A 24,738-nucleotide genomic window follows, 5' to 3' on the forward strand; every position below is an offset into this window, starting at 1 on the left:
TGTGCGACCTAGGTTGCAAGTTTGCTAGCCCGCACCGACGGTAAGTGGCTGCTTTTGACTTTCGGCAACGACCGCTCCTGGCCGATACCGGGTTCGCTGTAGTGCTGTTGGAACCTGACTTTGACCCTTGACGTGGGTCTATCAATCGACAGTCAGCTTCCCGGAGCGGCCTCGTACTCATACTGCCGGCCAGAAGCTGGACATTGCTGTGGAAGCAAAGAATCTGAGCTTGTCCAAGATTGAGAGATTCTTCGACATGATTGGGAAGGTATGCGAACTTGGCCAAGTTGCTAACCTTGTGCTTGGGCTCTTCGTGCAATCTGCTCCCTCAACATAAATCAAATTTCGGACAAAGCTCGCGAACTATGCATCTTCAGCGCCAATGTTCCAGGTGCAATCTTGAGTTTCCCCAAGGAGCGTTGAGGTGCCCTGCTTGCGGAGCGGGACCCGACCTGTCAAGTTGGATGCACTCCATCCCAGACCAAATACCCCCGCGCGATGCTTTAGACCAAGTCAGTGAGAGGGCGTGGAGTCCGGCACTGCGAGTGATGATTATCTTCTTGGTAGTGGGCCTGTTTTTCGCGGTGCCCGCAGGTCTCTACTTTTTGTGGATCGAAAGCGTGAAGGGGTCGATTGCTGCCGGAGCTGTGACACTGTATTGGGGAGCCTCGCTAAGGTATTTTCAAAACCGCTTAGCGGGCAAAGACGCGTTTTTTATGAGCACAAGTCGTGTGCGTCCCACAGATTCCTTCAACCGTAAGCGGTTGTTCGATTTATTTGTCGCCGCGGTGTCTTTCTTGATCCTATTTTTTCTTGTTCTGTCTGCCGCAGATCTTGTGGGGTAATGCCATCTCAACTTCGGATCGCAAAGAGCCTGTCGCCTTGGCGGGAAGGAGTCGCTCGGCAGCTAGTGCGGCCCATCGCTGTTGAGTGGCCGCTGATGCACATGCAGCGGTCGGTCGCCTCGCAGGATGACGAATGGCAGTTTCCGGCGGCGGCTGTCATTGGACTGCACAACCTGACCGGCGGCAGTCAGCCTTCACTTGACCTTGGTCACGCCCGAGTGAACTGCTGTTCCTGGCCGATACCGGGTTCCTTGGAGGATCGCTGTAAGCTGACGTTGACCTGCATGAACGTCTCGCCGAAGGTCAGCTTGCTGGCGCGACCTCGGTCTCACACTGTCGGGCCAAATGCGGACTATGGCCTTCGCCTTCAGCCTCTTTAAGTTCACGAGGGAGAACCTGATGTTGATTGTCTTCGGCGGCCTACCTGGAACGGGCAAGACGGCCGTCGCGCACGAGCTCGTCGCTCGCATGCCCTCTGTCTATCTGCGCATGGACATCATCGAGCAGGCGCTTCGGAGAAGGACTGCCCGCGAAGACGTCGGGCCCGCCGGCTACCTAGTGGCCTATGAGCTGGCCAAGTCCAACTTGACGCTGGGCATGGCAGTCGTAGTGGATTGCGTCAATCCGCTGTCCGTCACCCGGGAAGCGTGGCGTGCTGTAGCAGACAGCACATCATCACGCCTGTTCGAGGTCGAACTCGTGTGTTCTGACCTGGCTGAACACCGCCGGCGGGTGGAGGGGCGGAGAAGTGACATTCCCGACTTCACTCCACCCGCCTGGGAGGCGGTACTTCGTCATGAGTACGAGGCGTGGACGACGAGCCGCTTGGTCGTCGACTCCGCTTACGTCAGCGCGAGCGAAGCGGCTGAACAAATTCTGCAGAAATCGCTCAGCCAGCCTGGGCGGAAGTAGGCGGGGGCAGAATGCGGCCACAAGCAGATGCTCAGAAACCTATGAACATTCAAACCCGACCCGCAACGGTGGACGACGCAGTTGACGCCTGCAACGTTGTTCGCGGCTCCATCCTCGCGTGCTGTCATGACGACCATCGCGGTGACGAAACTGTCATTCAGGGGTGGCTTCGCAACAAGACGCCTGAGTTTTTCCGCGGTGTCATCTCGGAGCCAAACGCGTTCTCGGTTGTCGCCAGCGTGATGGGAGAGACTGTCGGATTCGGGTCCGCTCTGAACACCGGTGAGGTGACGCTTTGCTACGCAGTACCTTCTGTGCGATTCGCAGGGGTAGGCAAGGCACTGCTTGCTGCAATCGAAGACCAGGCCGTTCGAGCAGGTGTCGAGGCATTGCGCTTGGAGAGCACCCGTACAGCTCGGACCTTCTACCTTCGCAACGGGTTCATGCCTGATGGGCTTCCCGTTCAGGCCTTTGGCATGGAGGCGCTACCCATGAAAAAGCTGCTCAGGCCAAGGGCCTGATTTCCGGAGGCCCGAAACGGCATGATGCGCCGAGATGCTGATGTTGCCCATTTTTTACTCAGTTCGGTGTCATGGCCATTACTGCATTTGTCGTCCGTGTTCCATCCGCCGAAGTCATCGTGACTGAACTGCGTACGCGCTACGACGCAACGTTCCAGCAGGGCGTGCCTGCGCATATCACTGTCTTGGTACCGTTCATGGACCCAGGCCAAGTGACACCCGCTGTCCTCGCGCAGGCGCGTGAAGCGTTGATGGAGGTCCCGTCCTTCGAGTTCAGCTTGCGTCGGGTGGGACGCTTCCCTGCGACTGCCTATCTTGCCCCTGAGCCCCCAAGCGCTTTCGTGGCGTTGACGTCTGCACTCGTGCGGGCGTTTCCAGAGTTTCCTCCCTACGGTGGAGAACATGCCAGCGTGATTCCACATCTCACGGTGGCGCATGGCGAAGCGCAGAGTGCAGCCCTGGGCGCGCTCGAGCTCGAGAAAAAGATGCGCACAACAGGGCCCATAGCGGCAAGGTGCACGTCTGTGGTGTTGATTGAAAACTCCACGGGGCAATGGAAGGAACTGCATGTCTTCGACCTGCCGCTGTCGGCGAAGATGTGAGCATGACAGCGAAAGAGCCGTTTTAGCGCGCAAGTTTCGGAGTTGCCTGATGTCTGCTTTTGGCGTGGTCGAACATCGGCTCAGTGCCCAGCACAGCCGCTCACCTCGGGCGTGAGGACTCGTTCTCAAAGCGAGACCAGGCAGGCCTGTGTTGAGAGGCCGGTGACGGCGGAGCAGCGGTCGTTCGACTCCTCCAACATCACATGACAAGTGATCGCTGCGTTCGACATTCAGGGCGTGCTAAGTCACCGGCAGCAACCAGCCTTGAACAGACTTTGCGGGACCGAGAGGCAGCAGTGCAGCGAGAGGAGCCATTCGCTGGATGCGGGCGCACTCTTGGTGATTGGCGCCAAGCAGTCGTCGGGCCTCGACGCAGGCGAAGTCATGAACGTCGGCTATATGGGGTACTGCGGACATCGGGAAATCAGGCTCTGGGCAATAGAACAGGAGCGTCGCACGCCCCAGTACACGACCCGGTGGGAGGACATGCCGGTGGTGCGGGCTTGAAGGAACTGTGAATCAGCATGCCCCACTCATTCTTCATATTGCACCAGCCCGCAAAAGAAAATTCGCGCAGGTCCGCAATGCTGGTTTGGCGTACAAATTGAACAGAAACGAATTGCGTGTTAACTCGAGGCAGCACTATGGGTGGCATCGATGTTCAGGTCCGACAGAGCCAGCGCCAGGCCGAAAAGGTCGCTTGCGCGCTGGCCTGGCCGCTGATGGCGCCGGTGGCTGCAAGTTGTAGACGGGTTTGACGCGCTGTCCGCAGTCGGTGAGGCGGCCGTTGATCAGGTGCGGATCGGGTGGCTCATGTGGCGTTGTCCAGCTGGTTCAGGCCGTTTGGTTCAGGGTGTCGCCCAGCGCACTCACCAAGCGGTCAATTTCGTCGGGCGTGCTGATGAAGGGCGGTGCCAACTGGATGGTATCGCCGCCGTAGCGCACGTAAAAGCCTTTGGCGTACATCGCCATGCCGATCTCGTACGGACGTTTGGCGGGTTCGCCCGGCAGCGGGCTGATGCTGATTCCGGCGGCCAAACCGTAATTTCGGATGTCGGCCACATGTGGGGCGCCGCGCAAACCGTGCACCGCCTTCTCAAAGTAGGGCGCGAGCTCTCTCACGCGCTCAATCGCGTGGTCGCTGGCCAGCAGATCCAAGGACGAAATGCCAGCGGCACAGGCCACTGGATGCGCCGAGTAGGTGTAGCCGTGCGGAAACTCCAGCATGTAGTCTGGGCCACCTTGCGCCATGAAGGTGTCGTAAATCTCCTGCTTGACCACCACCCCGCCCAGCGGCTGCGTGCCGTTGGTGACCTGCTTGGCGAAGTTGAGGATGTCTGGCGTGACGCCGAAGGCTTCCGATCCCGTCCAGGCGCCCGAACGCCCGAATCCGCTGATGACCTCATCAAAAATCAACAGAATGTTGTTGGCCGTGCAAATCTCGCGCAGGCGCTGCAGGTAGCCCACCGGTGGAATCACGACGCCGGCCGAACCCGAGAAAGGCTCGACGATGACGGCGGCGATGTTGGAGGCGTCGTGCAGGGCGATCAGGTCCAGCAGGTGGTCGGCCAATTCGGCCCCTGTGGGCGGCATGCCCTTGTAAAAGCTGCCGTTGGCTGGCTGGGTGTGCGGCAGGTGGTCGGCCTCTACGCCTTGGCCGAACAGCTTGCGGTTGGCGACGATGCCGCCCACTGAAATACCGCCGTAGTTCACGCCGTGGTAGCCCTTGAGACGACCGATCAACCGCGTTTTGCTGGCCTGCCCCTTGGTACGCCAATAGGCGCGGGCCATTTTGAGCGAGGTGTCGGCCGACTCCGAGCCGGAGCCGGTGAAGAACACGCGGTTGAGTCCAGCCGGCATGCGTTCGACAATCTTGTTGGCCAACTCGAAGGACAGCGGGTGGCCGAACTGGAAGGCGGGGGAATAGTCCAGCGTGGCCATCTGTCGGCTTACGGCTTGCGTGATCTCCGCGCGCCCGTGGCCCAGCCCCGAACACCACAAGCCCGACAGGCCATCAAAAATCTGCCGTCCGTCGTGGCTGGTGAAGTAGGCGCCCTGGGCCGCCACAATGAAACGCGGATCAGCCTTGAACTGGCGGTTACCGGTGTAAGGCATCCAGTGGGCGGCCAGCCATTCGGCGTCGGTACGAACGGATGTGTTCAAGCGCTGGATATCGTTCATGTCCATAAGTGGCTCCTGTTGATGATTGCGCAATTCTCAATGGCCGTGTTAGTCTTGAAAATGAGAACTTATCTCAGCTTGTTTGAACATTTATGCAAGTAAGAACTGCGATCCCAAGCGTGCCCACGATGGGGCAGTTGAGCGATATCGACCTGCGCCTGCTGCGGGTTTTCAAGGCGGTGGTGGACTGCGGCGGCATGGCATCGGCCGAGCTGGAGCTGAACCTGGCGATGTCCACCATCAGCCGCCACGTGAAAGACTTGGAAACACGTTTGGGCCTAGTGCTGTGCCGACGTGGGCGCGCCGGTTTTGCACTCACACCCGAAGGGCAGCAGCTGTACGCCGCAACGGAAATGCTGCTGGCTGCCACTGACGCTTTTCGCAGCAATCTGCACGACATCCACCGCAGCATGAGCGGCGACCTGCACGTTGCGGTTTTCGAAAAAACCGTAAGCAACCCGCAGGTCCGGATCGCGCAGGCGGTGTCGGCGTTTCGCCAGCAGGCACCTCAAGTCACGCTGCACATGCACGTAGGCACCATCGCCATGATCGAGCGAGGCGTCATCGACGGCCAGTACCACCTGGGCATCAGCCCCGAGCACCGGCGCTCCGAAAGCCTGGCCTACGACCCGCTATTCGACGAAACCATGTATCTGTACGCCGCGCAGAACCACCCGTGGTTCGATGACAGTTCAGGCTGCCACGAATGGGCGGACTTGCGCCGCCAAGACTTGGCCGCGCTGGATTACCACTCACCCAACATGGCCCTGACACACGAACGCCGACTGGTGCGAGCCGCGACCGCCAGCGACCAAGAAGCGGTCGCAACGCTGGTGCTTTCAGGGGCTTACGTCGGCTTTTTGCCCGACCACTACGCGCGGGCATTCGTTGAAGCCGGGCTTCTGCGCGCGGTTGCGCCTCGCACCTTGTTTTACCGCTGCGCCTTCGCTTGCATGCATCGGCGCGCACCGGCACCGACCAGGGTTGCCGAGGTATTTAGACAGGCCTTGCTGGATGCCCACCGCTGACACGTGCCCGATTCACCATCGCGTGCCGCTGGCCCAGCCGGCAGAAATCGCCGTGGTGCTCGCCGGTGAGCTGGCTCCGCACATGGTGGCGACCAAACCCCGACCTGGGCCCGGCGTCGCCCTTGCTGCCAAACCGTGGAGGTCAGGCGTTGGCACGATCCAACATCACGCAGCGGCTGGCATGGGCTGTGAAAGCAGCCATGCGCGCGCAACCCAACCTAGCTGGTCGCCATCTCTGCGCACACCTTGCGTCACACGACGGCAACAACGGTTTGCCCGCCTATTGGGAGCGCGTTGGTGCTCGACAAAATGACGGCGGTGCAGCGGCCGACCGACCCTCCATCCGTGAATGAAAAGACCAACGCGGCATGGCATTCAGACTTGCAACGTCACCGGCTGCAATCAGCCTGAAGTGTCCTTGGAGTTTCCAAATGCGGCTTTGCAGCGATTGCCGTCTCTCGCGGCCGAGAGCTGAGTTCCCGGTGCCTGGCACGAAGCTGTCATCGGCTTGCCCTGCAGTGCGGCAGCATCGATGACCGGAATCGAGGGGGCTGCAGTCACCCAGCTTTGAATGCCGCAGGTACCCCTTCAAATTCCGGTTGAATGTCAGCTGCTCGAAGGGCTGAACTCACACTCTCGACCCATACCGGGCGTAGGCCATCCGTTGATGGGAGGTTTTGAAGCGGTCATCCATCAGCGCAGGTTCGCCAACGGAGGGGCTGGCCGTCATGCGAGTCCGGCCATGGCCCGGCAACAGGATCGACCAGCTCAACCTGCCAGGTCTTTGGTAACCGCGCCGACCAACAGGTCCATCGCGCCGGTCCACCGCGTCGGATCCTCACCTTCGGCTAGGGCCCGAGCGGCGCGATCGAATGCGGCCGAGAGCAAGCCGCCCAGTTCGTCCAGAGGCACGGAGCGGCCCGCGCGAAGGCAGGCCTGCAGGCCATTGCGCAGTTCGTCGGCCCCGGCGGCCTCGCTCAGCAGCGCCAACTGCGCCGGGGACAGAACTGCCGGCGCGTCCAAGAGAAGCACGCGCGCCCGTCCACCTTCTGCCATCGCTGCGAAATAGGCGTGACTGCCGGCCAGCAGGGCCTGCTGCGGCGGCACCCCAGGAGGCGCTGAAGCGGCCACTGCTGCTGCGACCTCGAAGGCCATGTCGGCAGCCACGGCCATCAGCAGCTCTGATTTGTCCACGAAGTGATGGTAGAGAGCACCCCGGGTGACGGCGGCCTCGGCTACCAGTTCCGGGGTTCCGGTGGCGGCGTAGCCGCGATCCACAAACAAACGCCGCGCCGCTGCGATCAGCGCGTTGCGCGTGGCCTCGCTCCTTGATGCCTGTGTTCGGGGTGGTGTTGACATACGTACAGAATGTATGTAAAGTTGAATTACATACATAGTGTATGTTGTCTTTCACAAAGGAGCCACCATGAAGTGCCTGCAGTACTACCCGGTCCTGACGACAGACCGCCTGAGAGAAACCACCGACTTCTACGTCCGGCACTTCGCGTTCCGGACCTTGTTTGCCTCGGACTGGTACGTGCACCTGCAATCCAGCGAGGACGATCGCGTCAACTTGGCGGTGATGCAGGCAGGGCACACGACCATCCCTGGCCCCAAGGCCGAACGGGCCAGCGGCCTGTTGCTCAACTTCGAAGTCGAAGATGTGGATGCACACCACGCCAGGTTGACGGCTGCAGACGTGCCAATAGTGCTTTCGCTGCGTGACGAAACGTGGGGGCAGCGCCACTTCATTGCCACCGACCCGAATGGCGTGCTCATCGATGTCATCACACCGATTGCCCCCTCGCCTGAGTTCGCGGCTGCCTATGCAGCCGACGCACTGCCTTCCTGATCGACAGCACTGCGCGCGCAGGACCTTCGTCTCGCGAACCAGTCGTCCAGGAACATCCGCTTCTGGCCGAAACCGGGTCTCTGCGGTGACCGCCACAAGCTGACTGTGGCCAGCAGGGGTATCCCATCAAAGATCGGCTTCCCGACGCTGCCTCGCATTTACACTGTCGGCCACAACTAGACCCATACACGATGCCTCCGAAGCCGCCGGTCAAATCTCCACGTCTACGGGCTCTTCTCCTCATCCTCGTTGTAGTCGTCCTATGTCTGCCTATCATCGCAAAACTGGTCGCCAGAACTGAAGGGCTGGAACAGCACAGGGAAAGTATTGAAACCTACAGTGCGCTCATCTTGGTTACGGCGATGGCACTGGCTCTTGCGGAGATGTGGCGACGCAAGGTTCCCCTGCGCAGATACGGCAGCGTGATTGACCCCAAGAAACGCCCCATGGCGTATGCGCTGTGCATGGGATTCCTAACTCTCTTTTTGGGATTTCTTGCTGCTTTTGGGTGGGTTCGACTGGTGCTCCCATAGACATCAATCTGTGTTGCACATGCTTTGCTTGCCATTCAAAGGTACTTTTTTGGGCGGCCGCAAGCTTTCACGTTTCCCACCTTCTTTCGAAACTCTCAAATGACGGCCCCAGGTCGGGAGTGTCACTTCGCCCCGTGAGAAACCAGTCCTTCTCCGTGGGCTTGAAGCCATTTATTGGCAAGTACCCTGTCTTGAAAGCGAAGCGGTCGCTAGCTTGGTCGATCCTGAACGACCGCTTTTGACCCTCGCTGTTGTTCGTTACCGCCGTCCCCGAGTGACTCCGTTCAGCCTTGAGCTGACCTTGGGCGCGACTGAGTGATCTAAAGCCCTTGGCCGACACCAGTTGGATACGACCGGCGAATGCCTACCAGGTCGCTGCATTCGGACAAACTCGTCGCCCAGCATTTGATGTTGGTCCTTCGGGGTGCACCAGCCTCCCACAACGGTCCAAGGACACGTCGACTGTCCCAGGTCGAATAAACGACGTCGTTTATTTTTCGCGCAACACCTGCGGCCTCGATCACTTGCCTCCTCCTGTTTCCTGCTGCATCATTTCACTTATGTCGCAGCACTTCTCCCTGAAGGCCACCCGTCCCACCGCGTGCATATGCACCCGCTGGGGTGTGCCTCTGCGACCGCGCCTCTAGCGGTCTTGCGTTCGGCCCACCTTGTCACTCACCCAGTGAATCAACAAGGAGCCAGGGCAGAACACACAGCACCGGCCGGGCTCCGCCAAGGAGTCCGACATGCGCAAGTACATTCCCCGCGTCCCGCCCTCTTACGACAAGAAGTTTCCTGACTTCGCCCTCCGGGACGTCGAGTATTTCAACGATGGCGCCGCACGCAGCTTCAAGCTCCTCCTGCCTGCCACCGAGCAGGTGGACCAACTGCTGCTTCAATGCGCTTCGGATGCACGCAACCGGGAGGCCGAATTCGCTGAGGAACGGGCTCGGAAGATCGACGAGGAACGGGCGGCCAGACACGCGAGCAAGCCAGAACCCTCGCCGTTCATCTCCCCCCGCAAGAAGGACGCTGACCAGTACAGCGTCATCGATGCCCGCGCCGAGCTGAGGCTTCAATTCGACTTCCAGCGCGAGCAGGCTGCCGATTTTGAACAGGGTTGGAGCGGCAAGGTACAGGTCTATGCGTGGGAGGAGCCGGTCAAGCTCCTGGCGCAGGCGAGCTCGAATCCTGATCGACAGCTTCGAGACCGTGACCGTGTCCTGTTCGATCAGCTGAAGGCGCTGGGGGCCTTCCGGCAGGTGAGCCGATCGCAGGATCTGCAACTCGCGCTGGACGGGCTCAAGGCCCTGCGGGACACGCAACCGCACTTCGGCGAGGTCATCGACCTGATCGAGGGCCAGGTCCTGCTGGCGTTGGAACTGGGTCAACCTTTGCGCATTCCGCCCATCCTGATCGCCGGAGCGCCCGGTGTCGGCAAGACCCACTTCACGCTGGACCTGGCCCGCTGTCTGGCGCGACCCATCTACCGGCACAGCTTCGATGCCGCCCACACGAGCGATGCCCTGACGGGCTCGGACAGGCACTGGGCCAACACGGAAGTGGGTCTGGTCTTCAGGGGTGTCTGCCTGGGCAAGCGCGCCGATCCCGTCATCCTGATGGACGAGATCGACAAGACCAGCAACTACCGCAGCACCAACCCGCTGGCGCCGCTGCACAGCTTGCTGGAGCCGGTCACGGCCTGCGCGGTGGTGGACATCTCCTCCGGCATTCAGTTCGACGCCAGCCATGTGCTGTGGGTGGCCACGGCCAACGACCTGGCCGGGGTGCCCGAGCCCATCCAGTCGCGGTTCCGGATCTTCCACATTCAATCTCCCTCGGCAGAACAGGCGATCGTGCTGGCGCAGAACGTGGCCAGTGCCGTTCACCGCCGCTACCCGGGATTCGAGGCTCCGCCCCGGCGCCTCATCGTGCTGCTGGCCCATGCCACGCCCCGGGAGCAGATCCAGGCCCTGGAGCAGGCCTATGCCCGGGCACTGGTGAACGGGCGCAGGTACCTGGTGCACCAGGACCTGCCAGTAGATGTGCTGGGCGGAGATCCTGGCGAGACGTCCGATGACCGTTGTCTGCATTGACCGGGAGCCGATGTTGAGCAAGCCCACACCGATCGTGTTCCTGGACTTTGACGGGGTGACCCACCCCGAGCTGTGCAGGACGGACCAGCTGTTCACCTGTCTGCCGCTGATCGAGGCCGTGCTGCGCTGCCATGCGCCAGCTGAGGTCGTGATCAGCAGTTCCTGGCGCGAGCACCATCCACTCACCGAGTTGCGCGAGTTCTTCTCCGCGGACATCGCACTCCGGGTGGTGGGCTGCACGCCGGTGGTCTCGCGCCACCCAGCCATGCCTGCGTCAGCGGGACTGCGGGAGATCGAGTGTCTGACCTGGCTCGCTGCGAACCGTCCCGACCACCCATGGATAGCGATCGATGACGTGCCCTGGATCTTCAGCCCGGGCTGTCCGAACCTGCTGCTGACCCATCACCGCGTTGGCTTCACGCCTGCGAACGCGGCCCACCTTCATTCCATTCTCGAAAGACTTTCATCATGAACAACCCCAAAGAACTTCAGGCTCGCTTCCCGTACCAGTTCGAAGGCGAGGCCATCGGCATGAGCCACTCGCGCGGCTGGTTCCGGCTCTTCTCTCGGCTTTGCTCTGACATCGACCAGGCGCTGGGTGAGGACAAGCGCGGGTTTCACTGGCTCCAGGTCAAAGAGAAGTTCGGCTCTGCCCGGATGTACTTCCGGCTGGCTGAGGGTGTGCACGAACAGGAGCCAGAGCTGATGAAGCAGCTTATGGACCTCAAGTTCGCAGCCGAGGCGGCCAGTCAAGACATTTGCGCGGCATGTGGTCGTCCCGGATGGATCGATCAGAGGACGGGCTGGATGTTGTCGCTGTGTGGCAAGCACCACCAGGAACGGCTGGATGACACGCTGGGTTCGGTCTGGTTCGAGGAGGATGAGCTTTGAGCGTCCGGACGGAGAACGAAGGGAAGAACACTTCGGGTGGCTGGGAATCCAGCGCCTACTGACCTGCCTGTCGTTCCCCCCGTCTCCAGTCCCACGGCGCTACCGGCGCTGGCTCTCGCCAAAGACCTACCCGGCCCGCGCGCGCGTCCTCCTCAGCGCTGGCGTACAGGAGCCGGTCTGAGGTCGCCTGCTCTGTCTGGTACTTCTTGTAGTGCCAGGCCATGCCGGCGGTGACCATGGCCAGATTGGCATCTCGGCCGTCGATCAGCACCTTGCCGATCTGGCGTCCGTACCGGTCGACCTTATCGGTTTCGACCTGGACAGTCTTACCGAACACCAGATCTGAAAGCTGCTCTTTGGCGCGCTGTCCAAATGGCTGCTTTCTCTCGGGTGCATCGATGCCGGCCAGGCGGATCTTGTGCTGGACTTTGGTGTTATCGAGGACGGTGATGGTGTCGCCGTCGGCCACGGCAACCACCTTGCCGGCCAGGATGTCCGCCCAGGCTGGGGAGATGACCAGGGCCAGAAGTAGCGTGCCAATCAATCGATAGAGCATCTCTGCTGCATCTTCCAAAAAGAAGCCCGGCGCGGTGCCGGGCAAATTGAATCGCAGTGACGCGACTCCAGGGAGGATGGGCATGGTGAAGACCAAGCCCGACATCATTACGAATGTTCCCTGTGCAGACTTCCAACGGTGGAGTGCCGGCAGACATAGACAAAACGTCGATCGTGTAATAGTGGAGAGAGGAAGTCGCCCAGAGATATGAGGGGACTTCTGACTGACCACCGGCGGATGGTGCCGATCGACAGGGGGAACTGAGCAGTTCAGCAACAGTGCCCGCTGAAGGCTGACTGCAGCCGGTCAGGTTTTTGGGTCCCCATCACATCCGCTGCCGGAACCTGCCATTCCTCGTCTGCCAAGCGACCGACCGCTGCACCTCCAAGAGCGGCGACTCAACAGCGGTGAGCCACACGAGGGAGCCGTGCGACTGCTACCCGCCGAGGCGACCGCCTCTTCTGGGCCCAGAGCGGCTGTACGGCTTTCTCCGAAGCAGCCGTTCGGTCCGCGCGCTTCAAAGCCTCCCGCACGGTGCTACATCTTCTGGGGTTCGGCTCTGAGCACGTATCGAAACCGGTCCCACTCAGGCTCTCCAAGGTTACAAACGTTCAGCAACGGTTCGACAAGGCGAATGACGTCTGCAGGGTTGCAAGGCCTTGGAACCAAGTTGTCGGGCACCACGACCACTCCGTCGAAATCGACCTCCCCATGCAAGAACAATGGGATGTTCTGCGCGTCAAGTTCGCCGTAGCCCTTTAGGTCGAACGCGCCAGAAAGAGCAATATTGAAGCGGGCCGAATCCGCGATGCGACTTACAGACAGCGCTTCGAGGCGAACGGGATGGTGCTCGGTGAAATAAATAGAACACTCTAAGGACGCTTGGGCAGAGCTTGTACGCAGAGTCGCTCCGTCCAGACTTGTCCAGTCCCGAACAGGCCACTGGAGCCATTCGCACAGAACCGAGCATTCCCACTCCTCGCCTTCCCATGCAATCGGCGCACACGGCAAAGAAAAGTTCCAAAACAGACCGCGTGGGACGCCGGTTGAGTCATTCTCGAACAGATGCCCGTAGAGCTCGCCGCGTCGGTCTCGTTCACTTGAAATCAATAGCGTCATGTGATGGTCAAGCGCGTTGGTCTTGGATGTCGGGTTCTGGCCGATTCGCTGGGACAGCGGTGGTCCCTTAGCGGGCATCCATCAGCGGCCTACGACCACTGCAACACGGGACGGCCACCTTGTGTGGTCAACCCAGACCGTTACCCTTGCCTCTCGCGATAGCCCCTGCACGAGACCCAGAGACAAACGTTCGGAGGTTTCCACACCTATGGCGCCACTGGCAGTCTTGACGAACCCGTCGAATACACGGGTCAGTCCTTCCGGTTCGACTCTACCAATCGATACCTCGGTCTCACCGTCTACGTCCGCTTGGGTCCCAACGCATACGCAGCCGTCCGTGTGAGAGACCAAACCTCCGTGCTCCAGGGGAAAATCCGAGGCTACGCTCTCTGGGTCGGTCACGAAGAGGATGGCGTTAGGTACAGCGAGTTTCATACTTTTCAATGCCTGTTTCTGGCCGTCAAGACTCGGTGTTGACAAGGTCGGCGAAGTCGTCGGCGACGTGGACCAACTCGCACATCTCATGCAGCCAGATGAAGACCTCTGGTCCAAGCACTGGTCCGTTCGCGAGAAAGACGAGCTGGTCACCTCCGCCGTTATTACCCAGCGAACTTGCACCTGAGGGAAAACCTCGCCAAGCTCTTGCCCGCTCCGTCTCTGGAACGACGCCATTGAGGGAACGCGCCAATCGTCTCCTGTCGGAGTCGTCCGAGATGGGATACAAGTCCCAGTCATCGCTCTCGGTTGCGATAGAGCCTCCGTTGCTCTTCATCATTGCCAGGCGATACGACGCCGGCAAGCTGACACCCAACGCTTGTTCCGCAGCCTGAACGTAGCGCTCATTCAAATCGAACGGCATCAAATCCCTCTCATTGAGAACTTGCGCGGGAGGTCCGCTTCTGGCCGATGAACGCCATGCCCGCTCATCAAGCTTGGCACTCCTCGAACTCTCCCGTCAACGGATTGCGGACGTAGGCACAACCGTTGGGTGCGCCAAGCAGGTCGCGAAACGAATCGTCCTTGCTCAGAACAGCGCCGAGCGACACGAAGGCTATGTTGTCGCTGTCGGACATGTACTCGTCTGACTCGTCATTCGCTGTGATGCGCCAACCGCTATCGTTGTCCGTATCGGGTTCTTCCCGATACAGATAGCCGACCTTCAGACCGTCTTCCAACACCCTCATGGTTACGAAACACCGCTTGACGTACCGCTCGACCAAGTTGTCGTGCTCATCGTGCTCAGTTGCAATGATGTTGCAGGGCTGAAACCACACCGTATCGTCGGGTTTCAAATCTTGGATGTGGCGCGGTTCATTGTCGAGGCGTCCGCGAAATCTACCGTCAGTCAAGCATTCGTCTACCAGCACCCACATGCGTTCCGCCCGGGGTGCGTCCGGCTCATCGCTGCTGAAGCCAAAAATCAGTTTGACAACCTCCCCAGGTCGTACTTTTGCAATGATTTCGCGCGACGGCTTATAGAACGTGTACGGGTTGTTGGCCGCGATGGGGTCAGCGTCCTCGAGGTACCAACTTGGCATCGTAGTTCCTGTAAATGTCCGCTCTTGGCCGATGACCGTCATGCTGCGTGGGATATGTACCACTCCTAGACTCTCAGCAAGCAATCACAGAAAATCTTCGACAGCAGTTCGCACATCTCGCCGGAAGTGCTCAAACGCCATATCCACTTTTTTTCTTTCAGCCAACTCGTAGAGTTTATCCATCGCCTCAAGCACCCCGCCGACAAGGCTCATTCGGATGCTCGCAGAATCACAGGCAAACCACTTTTCGCGTGGCATGTGAATATCAACAATCGCAAGTGACCTCTTACTCTTCAAGATTGTTCGAGATGCAACTTCTTTCGGCCAAGCCTGCACCGACCCATCGATAACCAAGGCGAAATCAAACCTTTTCACAATCGAACTGTATGGTCCTTTGCACTTCTCTCGCAGAAGCTTTCGAAGTGCAAGGATATGTTCGTGAGTTGCAGCATGAGCATCCTCGCCCCCCACCTCTGCAGACAATGAAACTACATCCGATAGCTCGAGGCTCATCTGTTCCTCCATCTCAGCTCCACGCCGTGACTCACGGTTAAACGCACCGTCGTGGTTCCTTTGGACGAGCTAGTGCTGGACGACCGCTTCTGGCCGGGACCGGGTCCCCACGGTGACCTTAACGAGCAGACTTTGGCCAGCACTGTTTTCCCACCGCAGGTCAGCTTTCCGGCTCCGAATCGTACTTGCACTCCCGGCCACAACTGGTCATTCGTGCTTTGTGCGGCGAACGGCTGGTCTGAGCCCAAAGCACCGCGCAGCGTATCGCGAATGAATGTCAGCTACACACATCTGCCAAGCTTCTCAGCGCAGCAGAGATCTGATGTCTGAGGCCATGTCTCCACCTTGCCCCATCGTGCCGTGACAAGGCATGACCAACGTAGGCGACCCGACTCTGAGTTGCGATTCAACCCAAGCGGCATAGGTATCTTTGTCTTGAATCCCAAAGGTCGGAAAGGTACCCAACATCTCAATCTGCTTGGTGACTTCGCCTAGTTTTCCGGAAGATCCTTTGAACGCATCGCAGACCACCCAGACAACATCCTTCAATGTCTTCACCGTGAACCAGACTTCACCCGTCTTCAATCCAGCTGGTTCAATCAGTTGGCAATCGTCGACCAGCAGCGAGACCAAATTGGTAAGTCCTCCAAACACGAGGCTAGTCTGATTCTCGAGACGCGGACGCGCCCGCTCGGAGCAAATCAATTCAGCCTCAGGGAAGGCCTCTGCATATTCCACCAGACCTTTGTTGTGATAATGATTTGGCGCGAGTAGGAACGATACGTCTCCCAGCGCTGCCAAGCTATTCCGAGCATCATCCCCGAGTCCAAGAACCGGGCTGTACAGGCAGAGTGAATTGTCCCGCAATCGCAATGCAGTGCATCGCAACGCCCCCTTTTCTGCCGACCAAAGGCCTGGATACTGGCGAATTGGCGCGAACTCTGAAAGAGCCTTACTCATGGAGCGTCCATCCCATTTCGTGCGGTGAACCACCAAACAACCAGGGAGGCAACAACCAGCTCCAACCAAGCCAACGGAAGAGCAACCGCAAGCACGGCCAGATTGGCAAGATTCATGTTGTAAAGTGCCAGCCACAGAATCACAAAGACTGCCAGCCAAACACCGGTGCCATACACAACGGCGCGTAAAGGTGAAGCTCCGAAAACTTTCAGGGCCATCCAAGGGACAAGCGTCGCTGCAATCACCAAGATCGTGTCCCAGACACCCCAAATCATAAATACAGGCAGATTCATCGGAGCGACGTCCGGCAGGGTGGGAAAGGCTTCACGCATCATCGGCATGACGAAGGCGAAGTATCGAAAGATCTCGGATGCGTTGATCCAAATGAAATTGACGAGGATTGCCATGACGAAAGGCGACAAGCGCCGATTGTTTTCAGAATATCTAGTCGCAATGTTCATTTTGTGTTGTCGCTCAAAAGATGGAGAAAGTTGCGAACCGCGCGGCGCAGCGGGTCTGCGCTGCTCACGCTGCGCGAAAGCGTCCAGAGCCCGTTGGTAAAGATCACCAGCACTTCGGCGAGATTGGACGCTTTGCCCTCGTCAATTGAGGGCATGCTGGCCGTCAAAGCGCCCGCGAAGCCGCGTTTCAGGCGGTCATTGTGACGTTTGACTAGCAGCATGACATCCGGATCACTCGGAGCCAGTTCGGCTGCAGAGTTGGCAACGAAACACCCTGGGCCGGGCAAACCGGCAGCCTCTCCTGCCGAGATCTGCCTTTCAAAGTACTCCGCAACACTCTTTAGGTCTGCGCTCGGTGCTTCAACGACTTCAAACGCGGGAGTAACAACCTGCTGCTGGTACTGATCAAAACAGGCGAGAAACATAGCTTTTTTGCCGCCAAACGTAGCGTAGATCCCGTGACGGCTGACCCCCGTTGCCTTGACGAGGTCATCCATGGACGATGCATGAAAGCCGTGCGTCCAAAAGTGCTGCAATGCACGGTCTGCTAACTCATTGGCAGTGAAGGAGGTGTGACGAGGCATGGCGTGACTGTAGCAGAATGATCATTCTGAAACAATCCGATCTTTGCCTTGCCTCGCTGTGGCGAACGGCAGAGAAGTCCGTATAGGAGTCGCTCAACTTGCTTGGACCGAACGTCCGCTTCGGGTCGACTTGCGCCGGTGGTGACCTGAGGAAGCCGTCGTTCGGACCGGCATTTCAGTGGGTGTCGCCTTCTTGGTACCGCCGCGAACTGATAGTCCCGGCCAGAATCGAGTGTTCGGGAAAATGGCGACCAACCTAACTAGGAGGGGAGGTTCATGGGGACATATGGCGCGGCGCTTTTTCACGATGACGTGGCGAACGATGTGCGCGAGGATTTCTTGCACTCGCTCAGACAGGGACGTTCGGCTGATGACTCTACGAAGGCCGTACTTGAGAAGTGGTCGACCTCCGCAGACGATGTTGATGATGGCCCCGTTCTCTGGTTGGCTCTGGCGGCGACGCAATGGGAATACGGGCAACTGCAGGACGAAGTACGGCAACGTGCCTTACACGTTATCGACACAGGCCAAGACCTTGGACGGTGGTCAGGCCCGCTGTTGGATAGACGCCGAAAGACTCTCACCAACCTGCGAGCAAAACTGCTCGGCCCACAACCCAAGCCGAAGCGACCTCGAAAGCTTAAGTTGGTTGAACCACCCCCCAGCCACGAGGCAACGGCGCCAGACGGACGCGGGAAAGCCGTAGCGTTCAGTTTGCCTGGCGCAGATTTCATGCAGGTGTATGTAGAGCGACAAGTAAACGACTCCCGAGGCGGCGGAAGCGTGTTCGTCGCTTGCTGTCCCTTTAATCAAGTGGACTTGATTTGGCAGCCCGGACCGAGGTTGTGCGTCATCTACCCCCGCACAGCTAAGGTTCGGCAACAGGAGACGGAGAGCTACTTCTGCGGAGAATCGATACCCATCGTCTATCAAATGAAGGATTAGCTTCTCCCGTAGCGAACTTCCGCTCCGAGTGGCGAATCCGTGAGTCCAGGTGATGAGGAAACGGTCAGTAGCGCTGCGCTAGCAGGGTTGCGGAAACCTACGACCGCAGCACCTCCTAAAGCCGGCATTCAGGCCAGCGCCGGTCGTTGTGACCAACAGCCGCTTCATGGCACTCAGCGAACTCACATCCGGCAGCACCCACTGGCAGCAATCGCTGCACAGCCGAACTTGAAAAATCGAAGGTCGCTCGAATCCCTGTCAACCTCAGAACGCGCTGCTTCCACCTAGGTAAGTGTTACTGCTATTGAGAAACGATGCTCACGCAAAACTGCGACGGCCACCCTGTTTTGGGACTCATGCACCGGCCGGACAAAAGCCAGACGCCGGACCAGCAGGACAAACGCAGCGTGGTGCCCATTGAGCGCGCCGACTGGGATGCCTGGCTGCACGGATCTCGTGAACAAGCTGAGGGACTGATTCGCGTGCCTCCAGTCGAACTGCTGAATCATGTGCCGGCTGATCGGGGTAATCCGGCACAGTTGCCGTTGTAGTGCCCGGTATTTTTTTTGCCAACACAGAAGGTCTTCGCAGGTTTTTGACACTTTATATTTTTCAGAGGCGAAACCACCCAGCTGTTTTCGCCCGTTTTGACACTTTTTCAAAACTTCCGCCCCAGAGGCAGGGCTTTGACACTTTTTATTTCTACGGTCAACAATTCACAACCGCCGCGAAAGGCCTCACTCCACCGTGACACTTTTCGCCAGGTTGCGCGGCTTGTCCACATCGGTTCCCTTGGCCAGTGCCGTGTGGTACGCCAGCAATTGCAGCGGCACCACATGCAGCAGCGGGCTCAACGCGCCGTAGTGCTCGGGCATGCGGATAACGTGAATGCCTTCGGCGTTCTGAATGCGGGTGTCGGCATCGGCCAGCACATACAGCACGCCGCCGCGCGCGCGCACTTCCTGCATGTTGCTCTTGAGCTTTTCCAGCAGGGTGTCGTTGGGCGCGACGGTGACCACCGGCATGGCGCTGGTCACCAGGGCCAGCGGGCCGTGCTTGAGCTCGCCAGCCGGGTAGGCTTCGGCGTGGATGTAGCTGATTTCCTTGAGCTTGAGCGCGCCTTCGAGCGCGATCGGGTAATGCAGACCGCGACCCAGGAACAAGGCGTTGTCCATGCGGGCGAAGTCTTCGGCCCAGCTGATCACCTGCGGCTCCAGCGCGAGCACGGCCTGCAGCGCCACGGGCAGGTGGCGCATGGCCTGCAGGTAGTTGGCCTCGGCTTCCTCGCTGAGGTGGCCACGGGTCTGAGCCAGCGCCAGCGTGAGCAGGAACAGGCCGGCGAGCTGCGTGGTGAAGGCCTTGGTGGAAGCCACGCCAATTTCGACACCGGCGCGGGTGATATAAGCCAGTGAACATTCGCGCACCATGGCGCTGGTGGCCACGTTGCAGATGGTCAGCGTGTGCTTCATGCCCAGGCTTTGCGCGTGGCGCAGGGCGGCCAGGGTGTCGGCGGTCTCGCCGCTTTGCGTGATGGTGACGACCAGGGTGCGCGGGTTGGGCACGCTGGTGCGGTATCGGTATTCGCTGGCCACTTCCACCTGGGTCGGGATGCGGGCGATGGACTCCAGCCAGTACTTGGCGGCGCAGCCGCTGTAGTAGCTGGTGCCGCAGGCCAGGATGAGCACATTGTCCACGTCTTTGAACACACTGTAGGCGCCGTCTCCGAACAGCTCGGGCGTGATGCCGACCACGCCTTCGAGCGTGTCGGCGATGGCGCGCGGCTGCTCGAAGATTTCCTTTTGCATGTAGTGCCGGTAAGGGCCAAGCTCGGCCGCGCCGCTGTGGGCGTGCACCGTCTTCACCGGACGCTCGTCGGCGGTGAACGGGCGGCCACTGCGGTCGGCCACCCAGTAGCGGCCCAGTTGCAGGTCGACCAGGTCGCCCTCTTCCAGGTAGACGATCTGGTCGGTCACGCCGGCCAGGGCCATGGCGTCGCTGGCCAGGAAATGTTCGGCGCCGTCCTGGCCCACGCCCAGGATCAGCGGCGAGCCGGCGCGCGCGCCCACCACGCGGTGCGGCTCGTCTTTGTGGAAAACGGCCAGCGCAAACGCACCGTGCAGCTGCTCCACCGCGGCCTGAAGGGCGGTGAACACGTCGCCCTCGTACAGCGAGTCGATCAGGTGGGCAATGACTTCGGTATCGGTCTGGCTCTCGAACACATAGCCCTTGGCTTGAAGGGCGGCGCGCAGCTCGTCGTGGTTTTCGATGATGCCGTTGTGCACCAGCGCCACGCGCCCAGGGGTCTGAGGCGTGCTTGATGGACCGAGACTGAAATGGGGATGGGCGTTGTGCACCGCGGGCGCGCCGTGCGTGGCCCAGCGCGTGTGGGCGATGCCGGTGCCGCTGGCGATCTGCTCGGTCCTGACCTGCTCAATCAGCTCGGCCACCCGGGCGGTGCTGCGCGCACGCCTCAGCCCACCGGCATGGATGGCCACGCCGCACGAGTCATAACCCCGGTACTCCAGCCGCTGCAGGCCTTGCACCAGCACCGGCACGATGTCGCGCCCCGAAACCCCCGCCACAATGCCGCACATACCGCACCCCTCTGAAATGGAATGGGATCATGCTACCGAAGCAGGCGAAAAATTAACGTTCATAGTCAGGCACTTTCCGACCAATAATTCCATCTGGGAATCTTGATCGCCAAAATCTTCACTTCGATCTTCCAAATGGAACAAATCACCATCGATGAGGCCGATCTGCGGCTGCTGGACCTGCTGCAATCGGATGCCTCGCGCAGCAACCAGGCGCTGGCCGAGCTGGCGCATCTCTCGCCCCCCACCAGCCTGCGGCGGGTGAAACGCCTGCGGGCCTTGGGGCTCATCGAGCGCGAAGTGGCCATCTTGCAACCGGATCGGATGGCACCGCTGATCGGCCATGGTCTGACGGCGCTGGTGGAGATCACGCTGGAGCGCCAGGGGGCCGAGCAGCTGGAGGCCTTCGAATCCCGGGTGGCGCCGGATACCGCCGTGCAGCAGTGTTATCGGGTGAGCCCAGGACCGGACTTCATGCTGGTGGTCCACGCTGCCGACATGCCCGCCTACCTGGCGCTGGTGCAGCGCCTCTTCACGAGCGATGCCAATGTGCGCAACGTCAAGGCGTTTTTCAGCGTCAAACGGGTAAAGTTCGATCCCCGGTTGCCGCTGGGTGCCACCGCTGGCGAACGCGGCGTCACCAGACATCCGATCGACTGATGCAAACCGCACGGTTTTCAGGGACACTTGCCGGCCTAGACTTGACCGGACCGGCCATATCTAAGACTCTTGGCTTAATCTTTCACACAACAAGAGGTTCTCAGCATGCCTGAAGGGGCTTTCATGTCACCACTGTGGATCGCGATCCTCATCGGGCTGCTGCTGGTGGTCGCGGCCGTGTTTGCCTGGCGGTACACCCGCCAGCAGAGCTCAGGCCGGGACGATCGGTACACCGCCGAGAAGCTGGTCGAGCCCGAACAGGCCAAGATGCTGGACTACCTGCGCAGCACCTTTCCGGGCCAGGTGATCATCCCCAACGTGTCGCTCAAGACCATGCTGTCGATCCGCCGGGCGGCCGACCGCACACGTGCCGAACAGCGGCTGCAGCAGCACAAGGTGGACTATGTGGTCTGTGCCGAAGACGGGCGGCCGGCCTTTGCCTTCGACGTGGAGCAATACCATCTGAGCAACGCCAAGGCCAAGGCCTTGCAGGCCAAGCTCAAGAACCGCATCCTGAAAACCGCGGGTGTGCGCCTGGTCTACATCAAGGACAGCCTGCGCCGCATGCCCTCGCCGGATGAGTTCCGCGCGCAGCTCAACCTGGCGGCGCTGCCCCAACCCGAGCTCAAGCGCCGGGCTTCGGACCGGGACAGCGTGAAGCAGCAACTGGAGTCGCGCATCTCCGAGTTCGACAGCCTGCACAACCACAGCGAGTTCAAGGAATCCGAGGTCATGGGTCTGAGCGGTCTGATGGAGCTCGACGAAATGCTGGGCCGTCCCGGCAAGCGGCGCATCCAGAAAGAACGCGACCGCGAAGGACCGGACTCGCTGCAATCGGGCCACAGCGGATTTGACGGCGGCACCATGGACGTGCGCGGCGGCTGAAGCTCTCCGCCAGCCTGAGCGCAGCCGGCCTCTTCAGGCCGGCTTTTTCTTGACCGGTCGCTGCCAGTTCCCCAGGCTGACCTGCTTGGCGCGCGCCACCGACAGCGTGCCGGCGGGTGTGCTCTTGCTGATGGTGGAACCCGCGCCTACCGTGCCGCCCGCGCCAATGGTCACCGGTGCCACCAGCACGCAGTTGCTGCCCACGTGCACGTCGGCCTCGATCACGGTGCGGTACTTGCTGGCGCCATCGTAGTTGGCGGTGATGCTGCCGGCGCCGTAGTTGACCCGCTCGCCCACGTCAGCGTCGCCCAGGTAGGCCAGGTGGTTGGCCTTGGCACCAGCGCCCAGCGTCGAGTTCTTCACCTCGACGAAGTTGCCGATGTGCACCTCGGCACCCAGGCGTGTACCGGGGCGCAGGCGGGCGAATGGCCCGATCTCGGCGCGCGGCCCCACCGTCACGCCGGCCTGCCCACCCTGGACGTGGGTGAAAGCCTGCAGTGACGCACTTGCTTCGATGGTGGCGTTAGCGATCACGCAGTTGGGGCCGATGTGAACACCGTCACCCAGCACCACCCGGCCTTCAAACACGCAGTTGATGTCGATCTCCACGTCGGTTCCGCAGACCAGTTCGCCGCGCACATCCAGCCGCGCCGGATCGGCCAGCCGCACGCCCTGCTCCATCAGCGCATGGGCCAGACGCCGCTGATACGCCCGCTCCAGATCGGCCAGCTGCACCGGGCTGTTGACCCCCGCCACCTGCACCGGGTCGCGTGTGGTGATGGCGCGCACAGACTGCCCCAGGCTCACCGCGTGCTTGACCACATCGGTCAGGTAGAACTCTTTCTGGCTGTTGTCGTCTTTCAGCATGCCGAGCAGTTGCTTCAGCAAACCGGCCGGCGCGGCCATCACGCCGCTGTACCACTCGGTGATGGCTCGCTGCGCATCGCTGGCGTCTTTGTGCTCCACGATCGCGAGCACCGATTCGGGTCGGGCCGGGTCGCGCAGCACGCGCCCGTAGCCACTGGCGTCGCCCGTGTCCACCGTGAGCAGGGCCAGGTGCGTCTCGTCGCAGGCTGCCAGCAAGGCCCGCAAGGTTTCTGGCTCGATCAGCGGCACATCGCCATTGAGCACCAGCACCACGCCGTCGTCCGCCAGCGCCGGCACCGACTGCTGAACGGCGTGGCCGGTGCCCAGCTGCGGCTCCTGGCGCACATACTTCAATGCCACGCCTGCAGGCGCACACAGCCCCGTCTCCACCGCCTGGGCACCGTGGCCGGTGATCACCACCACCGAGCGGGCCGATACCCTGGCGGCGGTGTCGATCACATGCTGGGCCAGAGCGAGACCGCCCAATCGGTGCAACACTTTGGGCTTCGCGCTTTTCATGCGCGTGCCTTTGCCCGCCGCCATCACCACCACATCCACCGGTAACACCATGCAAACCTCTCCTGGAGCCGTAGGAGGCCCTCGATTGATCGTGGGCCGGATTATCGCCCGCGCCCTGTTGCTGCTCGGCGTGACGCTGGTGCTGGTGGCCTGCAGCGCCACGCGCGTGGCCTACAACCAGGCACCCAACTTTGTTTACTGGCGACTCGACGGTTTTGTGGATTTCACCGACACGCAGTCGCCTCAGGCCCGTCAGGAAATCGACCGGTTCTTCGCCTGGCACCGCCGCGCCGAACTGCCGCTGTACGCCGATCGCCTGGTGCAATGGCAGGCGCTGGCGCTCCAAGACATCACTCCCGAACAGGTCTGCACCGAGTTCGAGGCTATGCGCGGCAGCCTGAGGCGCATGGTCGATCAGGGCCTGGAGCCGATCACCGCGCTCGCGCTGCAACTCGGCCCGCAGCAGCTCGAACACATGAAACGCCGCCAGCTCAAGGGTGACGAAAGCTTCGAGAAGGACTTTTTGCGCGGGACCCCAGCGCAGCGGCTGGACAATCGCATGGACCACGCCGTTGATCGTTACGAAACCCTGTACGGCGCGCTCGGCGCGAGCCAGCGCGACCTGCTGCAGGCGGGCCTGCAACGCTCGCCTTGGGACCCTCAGCGCTCATTTGCCGAACGCCAGCGCCGCCAGGCCGCGCTGCTGCAGACCATCCGCGACATCCAGGCCAGCCATGGCGTTGCATTCAGCGCAACGGCCAACGGCGCGCGCAAGCCGCCACCGGAAGCGGTGGCCGCGGTGCGCACCTGGTCTCAACGCCTGCTGAACTCGCCCACGCCCGGCTACGCTGCCTACAGCGCCAGCCTGGTGCGCGAAGGCTGCGCCCAGTTTGCGCAGCTGCACAACAGCACCAGTCCCGAGCAGCGGGCACACGCGGTGAATGTGCTCCAGGGCTACGAGGCCGACCTGCGCGCGCTGGCCGCGCAGGACTGACGCACTGCCCAGACGACTGGGCACGCGTCCTGCCACGCTCCCGCCGCACAGCGGCGGTGCGGGAGGCCCCTGAATCGTGCGA

Annotated in this window: 25 protein-coding genes; 13 read left to right on the forward strand and 12 right to left on the reverse strand. The window is 60.8% G+C overall.

From position 1 onward, the window contains the following. Window positions 1–1,199: 1,199 nt before the first annotated feature. The 4 genes from QUV25_RS14470 (at window position 1,200) to QUV25_RS18280 (ending at window position 3,387) form a co-directional block, all read left to right on the forward strand. Window positions 1,200–1,757, forward strand: coding sequence for an AAA family ATPase (locus QUV25_RS14470; protein ID WP_366945680.1), 558 nt, complete (start codon window positions 1,200–1,202; stop codon window positions 1,755–1,757). A 41-nt stretch (window positions 1,758–1,798) separates the two neighbouring features. Next, the gene (locus tag QUV25_RS14475) at window positions 1,799–2,278 is read left to right on the forward strand and encodes a GNAT family N-acetyltransferase (protein WP_300864971.1); all 480 of its coding nucleotides are present in this window, start codon (window positions 1,799–1,801) and stop codon (window positions 2,276–2,278) included. 71 nt (window positions 2,279–2,349) lie between these two features. Continuing rightward, the gene (locus QUV25_RS14480) at window positions 2,350–2,880 is read left to right on the forward strand and encodes a 2'-5' RNA ligase family protein (RefSeq protein WP_300864972.1); all 531 of its coding nucleotides are present in this window, start codon (window positions 2,350–2,352) and stop codon (window positions 2,878–2,880) included. 399 nt (window positions 2,881–3,279) lie between these two features. Continuing rightward, window positions 3,280–3,387, forward strand: coding sequence for a DUF4113 domain-containing protein (locus QUV25_RS18280; RefSeq protein WP_366945684.1), 108 nt, complete (start codon window positions 3,280–3,282; stop codon window positions 3,385–3,387). A 327-nt stretch (window positions 3,388–3,714) separates the two neighbouring features. Here QUV25_RS18280 and QUV25_RS14485 read toward each other — a convergent pair whose 3' ends face one another. Beyond that, entirely contained in the window at window positions 3,715–5,067 is a 1,353-nt protein-coding gene (locus tag QUV25_RS14485) for an aspartate aminotransferase family protein (protein ID WP_300864973.1), read from the reverse strand. Window positions 5,068–5,189: 122 nt separating this feature from the next. Between QUV25_RS14485 and QUV25_RS14490 the strand changes: the two genes are divergently transcribed. Then, the gene (locus QUV25_RS14490) at window positions 5,190–6,089 is read left to right on the forward strand and encodes a LysR family transcriptional regulator (RefSeq protein WP_366945685.1); all 900 of its coding nucleotides are present in this window, start codon (window positions 5,190–5,192) and stop codon (window positions 6,087–6,089) included. 768 nt (window positions 6,090–6,857) lie between these two features. On the opposite strand, the gene QUV25_RS14495 is transcribed toward QUV25_RS14490, so the two are convergent. After that, complete coding sequence (locus tag QUV25_RS14495; protein ID WP_300864975.1) at window positions 6,858–7,448, reverse strand: TetR/AcrR family transcriptional regulator; 591 nt, start codon at window positions 7,446–7,448, stop codon at window positions 6,858–6,860. A gap of 67 nt (window positions 7,449–7,515) precedes the next feature. Between QUV25_RS14495 and QUV25_RS14500 the strand changes: the two genes are divergently transcribed. From QUV25_RS14500 to QUV25_RS14515, 4 genes are all read left to right on the forward strand, one after another. Continuing rightward, window positions 7,516–7,941 (forward strand): VOC family protein, encoded by a 426-nt coding sequence (locus QUV25_RS14500; protein ID WP_300864976.1) that lies wholly within the window; start codon window positions 7,516–7,518, stop codon window positions 7,939–7,941. Window positions 7,942–9,220: 1,279 nt separating this feature from the next. Then, window positions 9,221–10,570 (forward strand): AAA family ATPase, encoded by a 1,350-nt coding sequence (locus QUV25_RS14505; RefSeq protein WP_300864978.1) that lies wholly within the window; start codon window positions 9,221–9,223, stop codon window positions 10,568–10,570. After that, window positions 10,551–11,042, forward strand: a complete 492-nt coding sequence (locus tag QUV25_RS14510; RefSeq protein ID WP_300864979.1) for an HAD domain-containing protein — start codon at window positions 10,551–10,553, stop codon at window positions 11,040–11,042. Before QUV25_RS14505 ends, QUV25_RS14510 begins: the two co-directional genes overlap by 20 nt. Beyond that, window positions 11,039–11,461, forward strand: coding sequence for a hypothetical protein (locus QUV25_RS14515; RefSeq protein ID WP_300864980.1), 423 nt, complete (start codon window positions 11,039–11,041; stop codon window positions 11,459–11,461). The genes QUV25_RS14510 and QUV25_RS14515 overlap by 4 nt, the downstream gene beginning before the upstream one ends. A 55-nt stretch (window positions 11,462–11,516) precedes the next feature. On the opposite strand, the gene QUV25_RS14520 is transcribed toward QUV25_RS14515, so the two are convergent. From QUV25_RS14520 to QUV25_RS14555, 8 genes are all read right to left on the reverse strand, one after another. After that, a complete protein-coding gene (locus tag QUV25_RS14520; RefSeq protein ID WP_300864981.1) occupies window positions 11,517–12,101 on the reverse strand; it encodes a thermonuclease family protein in 585 nt (194 codons plus the stop codon). Window positions 12,102–12,554: 453 nt separating this feature from the next. Then, window positions 12,555–13,136 carry a hypothetical protein gene (locus QUV25_RS14525; RefSeq protein WP_300864982.1) on the reverse strand — a complete coding sequence of 194 codons (582 nt, stop codon included), beginning with the start codon at window positions 13,134–13,136 and terminating at the stop codon, window positions 12,555–12,557. A 460-nt stretch (window positions 13,137–13,596) separates the two neighbouring features. Then, entirely contained in the window at window positions 13,597–13,995 is a 399-nt protein-coding gene (locus QUV25_RS14530) for an SMI1/KNR4 family protein (protein WP_300865240.1), read from the reverse strand. A gap of 67 nt (window positions 13,996–14,062) precedes the next feature. Beyond that, window positions 14,063–14,716, reverse strand: a complete 654-nt coding sequence (locus tag QUV25_RS14535) for a DUF2185 domain-containing protein (protein ID WP_300864984.1) — start codon at window positions 14,714–14,716, stop codon at window positions 14,063–14,065. Window positions 14,717–14,758: 42 nt separating this feature from the next. Next, window positions 14,759–15,187 carry a hypothetical protein gene (locus QUV25_RS14540; RefSeq protein WP_300864985.1) on the reverse strand — a complete coding sequence of 143 codons (429 nt, stop codon included), beginning with the start codon at window positions 15,185–15,187 and terminating at the stop codon, window positions 14,759–14,761. Between the two features lie 303 nt (window positions 15,188–15,490). Next, window positions 15,491–16,147 carry a hypothetical protein gene (locus tag QUV25_RS14545; RefSeq protein WP_300864986.1) on the reverse strand — a complete coding sequence of 219 codons (657 nt, stop codon included), beginning with the start codon at window positions 16,145–16,147 and terminating at the stop codon, window positions 15,491–15,493. Then, the gene (locus QUV25_RS14550) at window positions 16,144–16,554 is read right to left on the reverse strand and encodes a hypothetical protein (RefSeq protein WP_300864987.1); all 411 of its coding nucleotides are present in this window, start codon (window positions 16,552–16,554) and stop codon (window positions 16,144–16,146) included. The genes QUV25_RS14545 and QUV25_RS14550 overlap by 4 nt, the downstream gene beginning before the upstream one ends. 50 nt (window positions 16,555–16,604) lie before the next feature. Next, window positions 16,605–17,192: a TetR/AcrR family transcriptional regulator gene (locus QUV25_RS14555; protein WP_300864988.1), complete on the reverse strand. Its 588-nt coding sequence runs from the start codon at window positions 17,190–17,192 to the stop codon at window positions 16,605–16,607. Between the two features lie 1,259 nt (window positions 17,193–18,451). On the opposite strand from QUV25_RS14555, the gene QUV25_RS14560 reads away from it, so the two are divergent. Further along, window positions 18,452–18,688: a hypothetical protein gene (locus tag QUV25_RS14560; protein WP_300864989.1), complete on the forward strand. Its 237-nt coding sequence runs from the start codon at window positions 18,452–18,454 to the stop codon at window positions 18,686–18,688. A 186-nt stretch (window positions 18,689–18,874) separates the two neighbouring features. On the opposite strand, the gene glmS is transcribed toward QUV25_RS14560, so the two are convergent. Beyond that, the gene (glmS, locus tag QUV25_RS14565; RefSeq protein WP_300864991.1) at window positions 18,875–20,731 is read right to left on the reverse strand and encodes a glutamine--fructose-6-phosphate transaminase (isomerizing); all 1,857 of its coding nucleotides are present in this window, start codon (window positions 20,729–20,731) and stop codon (window positions 18,875–18,877) included. Between the two features lie 135 nt (window positions 20,732–20,866). Here glmS and QUV25_RS14570 point away from each other — a divergent pair, with 135 nt between their 5' ends. Further along, window positions 20,867–21,391, forward strand: a complete 525-nt coding sequence (locus QUV25_RS14570; protein ID WP_300864992.1) for an Lrp/AsnC family transcriptional regulator — start codon at window positions 20,867–20,869, stop codon at window positions 21,389–21,391. Window positions 21,392–21,514: 123 nt separating this feature from the next. Then, on the forward strand, window positions 21,515–22,276 hold the full coding sequence (locus QUV25_RS14575) for a DUF2726 domain-containing protein (protein ID WP_300864993.1): 762 nt from the start codon (window positions 21,515–21,517) through the stop codon (window positions 22,274–22,276). 33 nt (window positions 22,277–22,309) lie between these two features. On the opposite strand, the gene glmU is transcribed toward QUV25_RS14575, so the two are convergent. Continuing rightward, window positions 22,310–23,713: a bifunctional UDP-N-acetylglucosamine diphosphorylase/glucosamine-1-phosphate N-acetyltransferase GlmU gene (gene glmU / locus QUV25_RS14580; protein WP_300864994.1), complete on the reverse strand. Its 1,404-nt coding sequence runs from the start codon at window positions 23,711–23,713 to the stop codon at window positions 22,310–22,312. Here glmU and QUV25_RS14585 point away from each other — a divergent pair. Beyond that, a complete protein-coding gene (locus tag QUV25_RS14585) occupies window positions 23,712–24,656 on the forward strand; it encodes a DUF6279 family lipoprotein (protein WP_300864996.1) in 945 nt (314 codons plus the stop codon). The genes glmU and QUV25_RS14585 overlap by 2 nt on opposite strands. Window positions 24,657–24,738 lie beyond the last annotated feature (82 nt).

The sequence above is a fragment of the Hydrogenophaga sp. genome (assembly GCF_030373245.1).
Lineage (GTDB): Bacteria > Pseudomonadota > Gammaproteobacteria > Burkholderiales > Burkholderiaceae_C > Hydrogenophaga.

Excerpts from the sequence above, each read along its gene's own strand:
- QUV25_RS14470 (WP_366945680.1), top strand. The coding sequence starts at position 1,200 with ATGGCCTTCGCCTTCAGCCTCTTTAAGTTCACGAGGGAGAACCTGATG.
- QUV25_RS14475 (WP_300864971.1), top strand. The coding sequence starts at position 1,799 with ATGAACATTCAAACCCGACCCGCAACGGTGGACGACGCAGTTGACGCC.
- QUV25_RS14480 (WP_300864972.1), top strand. The coding sequence starts at position 2,350 with ATGGCCATTACTGCATTTGTCGTCCGTGTTCCATCCGCCGAAGTCATC.
- QUV25_RS18280 (WP_366945684.1), top strand. The coding sequence starts at position 3,280 with ATGGGGTACTGCGGACATCGGGAAATCAGGCTCTGGGCAATAGAACAG.
- QUV25_RS14485 (WP_300864973.1), bottom strand. The coding sequence starts at position 5,067 with ATGGACATGAACGATATCCAGCGCTTGAACACATCCGTTCGTACCGAC.
- QUV25_RS14490 (WP_366945685.1), top strand. The coding sequence starts at position 5,190 with ATGGGGCAGTTGAGCGATATCGACCTGCGCCTGCTGCGGGTTTTCAAG.
- QUV25_RS14495 (WP_300864975.1), bottom strand. The coding sequence starts at position 7,448 with ATGTCAACACCACCCCGAACACAGGCATCAAGGAGCGAGGCCACGCGC.
- QUV25_RS14500 (WP_300864976.1), top strand. The coding sequence starts at position 7,516 with ATGAAGTGCCTGCAGTACTACCCGGTCCTGACGACAGACCGCCTGAGA.
- QUV25_RS14505 (WP_300864978.1), top strand. The coding sequence starts at position 9,221 with ATGCGCAAGTACATTCCCCGCGTCCCGCCCTCTTACGACAAGAAGTTT.
- QUV25_RS14510 (WP_300864979.1), top strand. The coding sequence starts at position 10,551 with ATGACCGTTGTCTGCATTGACCGGGAGCCGATGTTGAGCAAGCCCACA.
- QUV25_RS14515 (WP_300864980.1), top strand. The coding sequence starts at position 11,039 with ATGAACAACCCCAAAGAACTTCAGGCTCGCTTCCCGTACCAGTTCGAA.
- QUV25_RS14520 (WP_300864981.1), bottom strand. The coding sequence starts at position 12,101 with ATGCCCATCCTCCCTGGAGTCGCGTCACTGCGATTCAATTTGCCCGGC.
- QUV25_RS14525 (WP_300864982.1), bottom strand. The coding sequence starts at position 13,136 with ATGACGCTATTGATTTCAAGTGAACGAGACCGACGCGGCGAGCTCTAC.
- QUV25_RS14530 (WP_300865240.1), bottom strand. The coding sequence starts at position 13,995 with ATGCCGTTCGATTTGAATGAGCGCTACGTTCAGGCTGCGGAACAAGCG.
- QUV25_RS14535 (WP_300864984.1), bottom strand. The coding sequence starts at position 14,716 with ATGACGGTCATCGGCCAAGAGCGGACATTTACAGGAACTACGATGCCA.
- QUV25_RS14540 (WP_300864985.1), bottom strand. The coding sequence starts at position 15,187 with ATGAGCCTCGAGCTATCGGATGTAGTTTCATTGTCTGCAGAGGTGGGG.
- QUV25_RS14545 (WP_300864986.1), bottom strand. The coding sequence starts at position 16,147 with ATGAGTAAGGCTCTTTCAGAGTTCGCGCCAATTCGCCAGTATCCAGGC.
- QUV25_RS14550 (WP_300864987.1), bottom strand. The coding sequence starts at position 16,554 with ATGGCAATCCTCGTCAATTTCATTTGGATCAACGCATCCGAGATCTTT.
- QUV25_RS14555 (WP_300864988.1), bottom strand. The coding sequence starts at position 17,192 with ATGCCTCGTCACACCTCCTTCACTGCCAATGAGTTAGCAGACCGTGCA.
- QUV25_RS14560 (WP_300864989.1), top strand. The coding sequence starts at position 18,452 with ATGCTCACGCAAAACTGCGACGGCCACCCTGTTTTGGGACTCATGCAC.
- glmS (WP_300864991.1), bottom strand. The coding sequence starts at position 20,731 with ATGTGCGGCATTGTGGCGGGGGTTTCGGGGCGCGACATCGTGCCGGTG.
- QUV25_RS14570 (WP_300864992.1), top strand. The coding sequence starts at position 20,867 with ATGGAACAAATCACCATCGATGAGGCCGATCTGCGGCTGCTGGACCTG.
- QUV25_RS14575 (WP_300864993.1), top strand. The coding sequence starts at position 21,515 with ATGTCACCACTGTGGATCGCGATCCTCATCGGGCTGCTGCTGGTGGTC.
- QUV25_RS14585 (WP_300864996.1), top strand. The coding sequence starts at position 23,712 with ATGCAAACCTCTCCTGGAGCCGTAGGAGGCCCTCGATTGATCGTGGGC.
- glmU (WP_300864994.1), bottom strand. The coding sequence starts at position 23,713 with ATGGTGTTACCGGTGGATGTGGTGGTGATGGCGGCGGGCAAAGGCACG.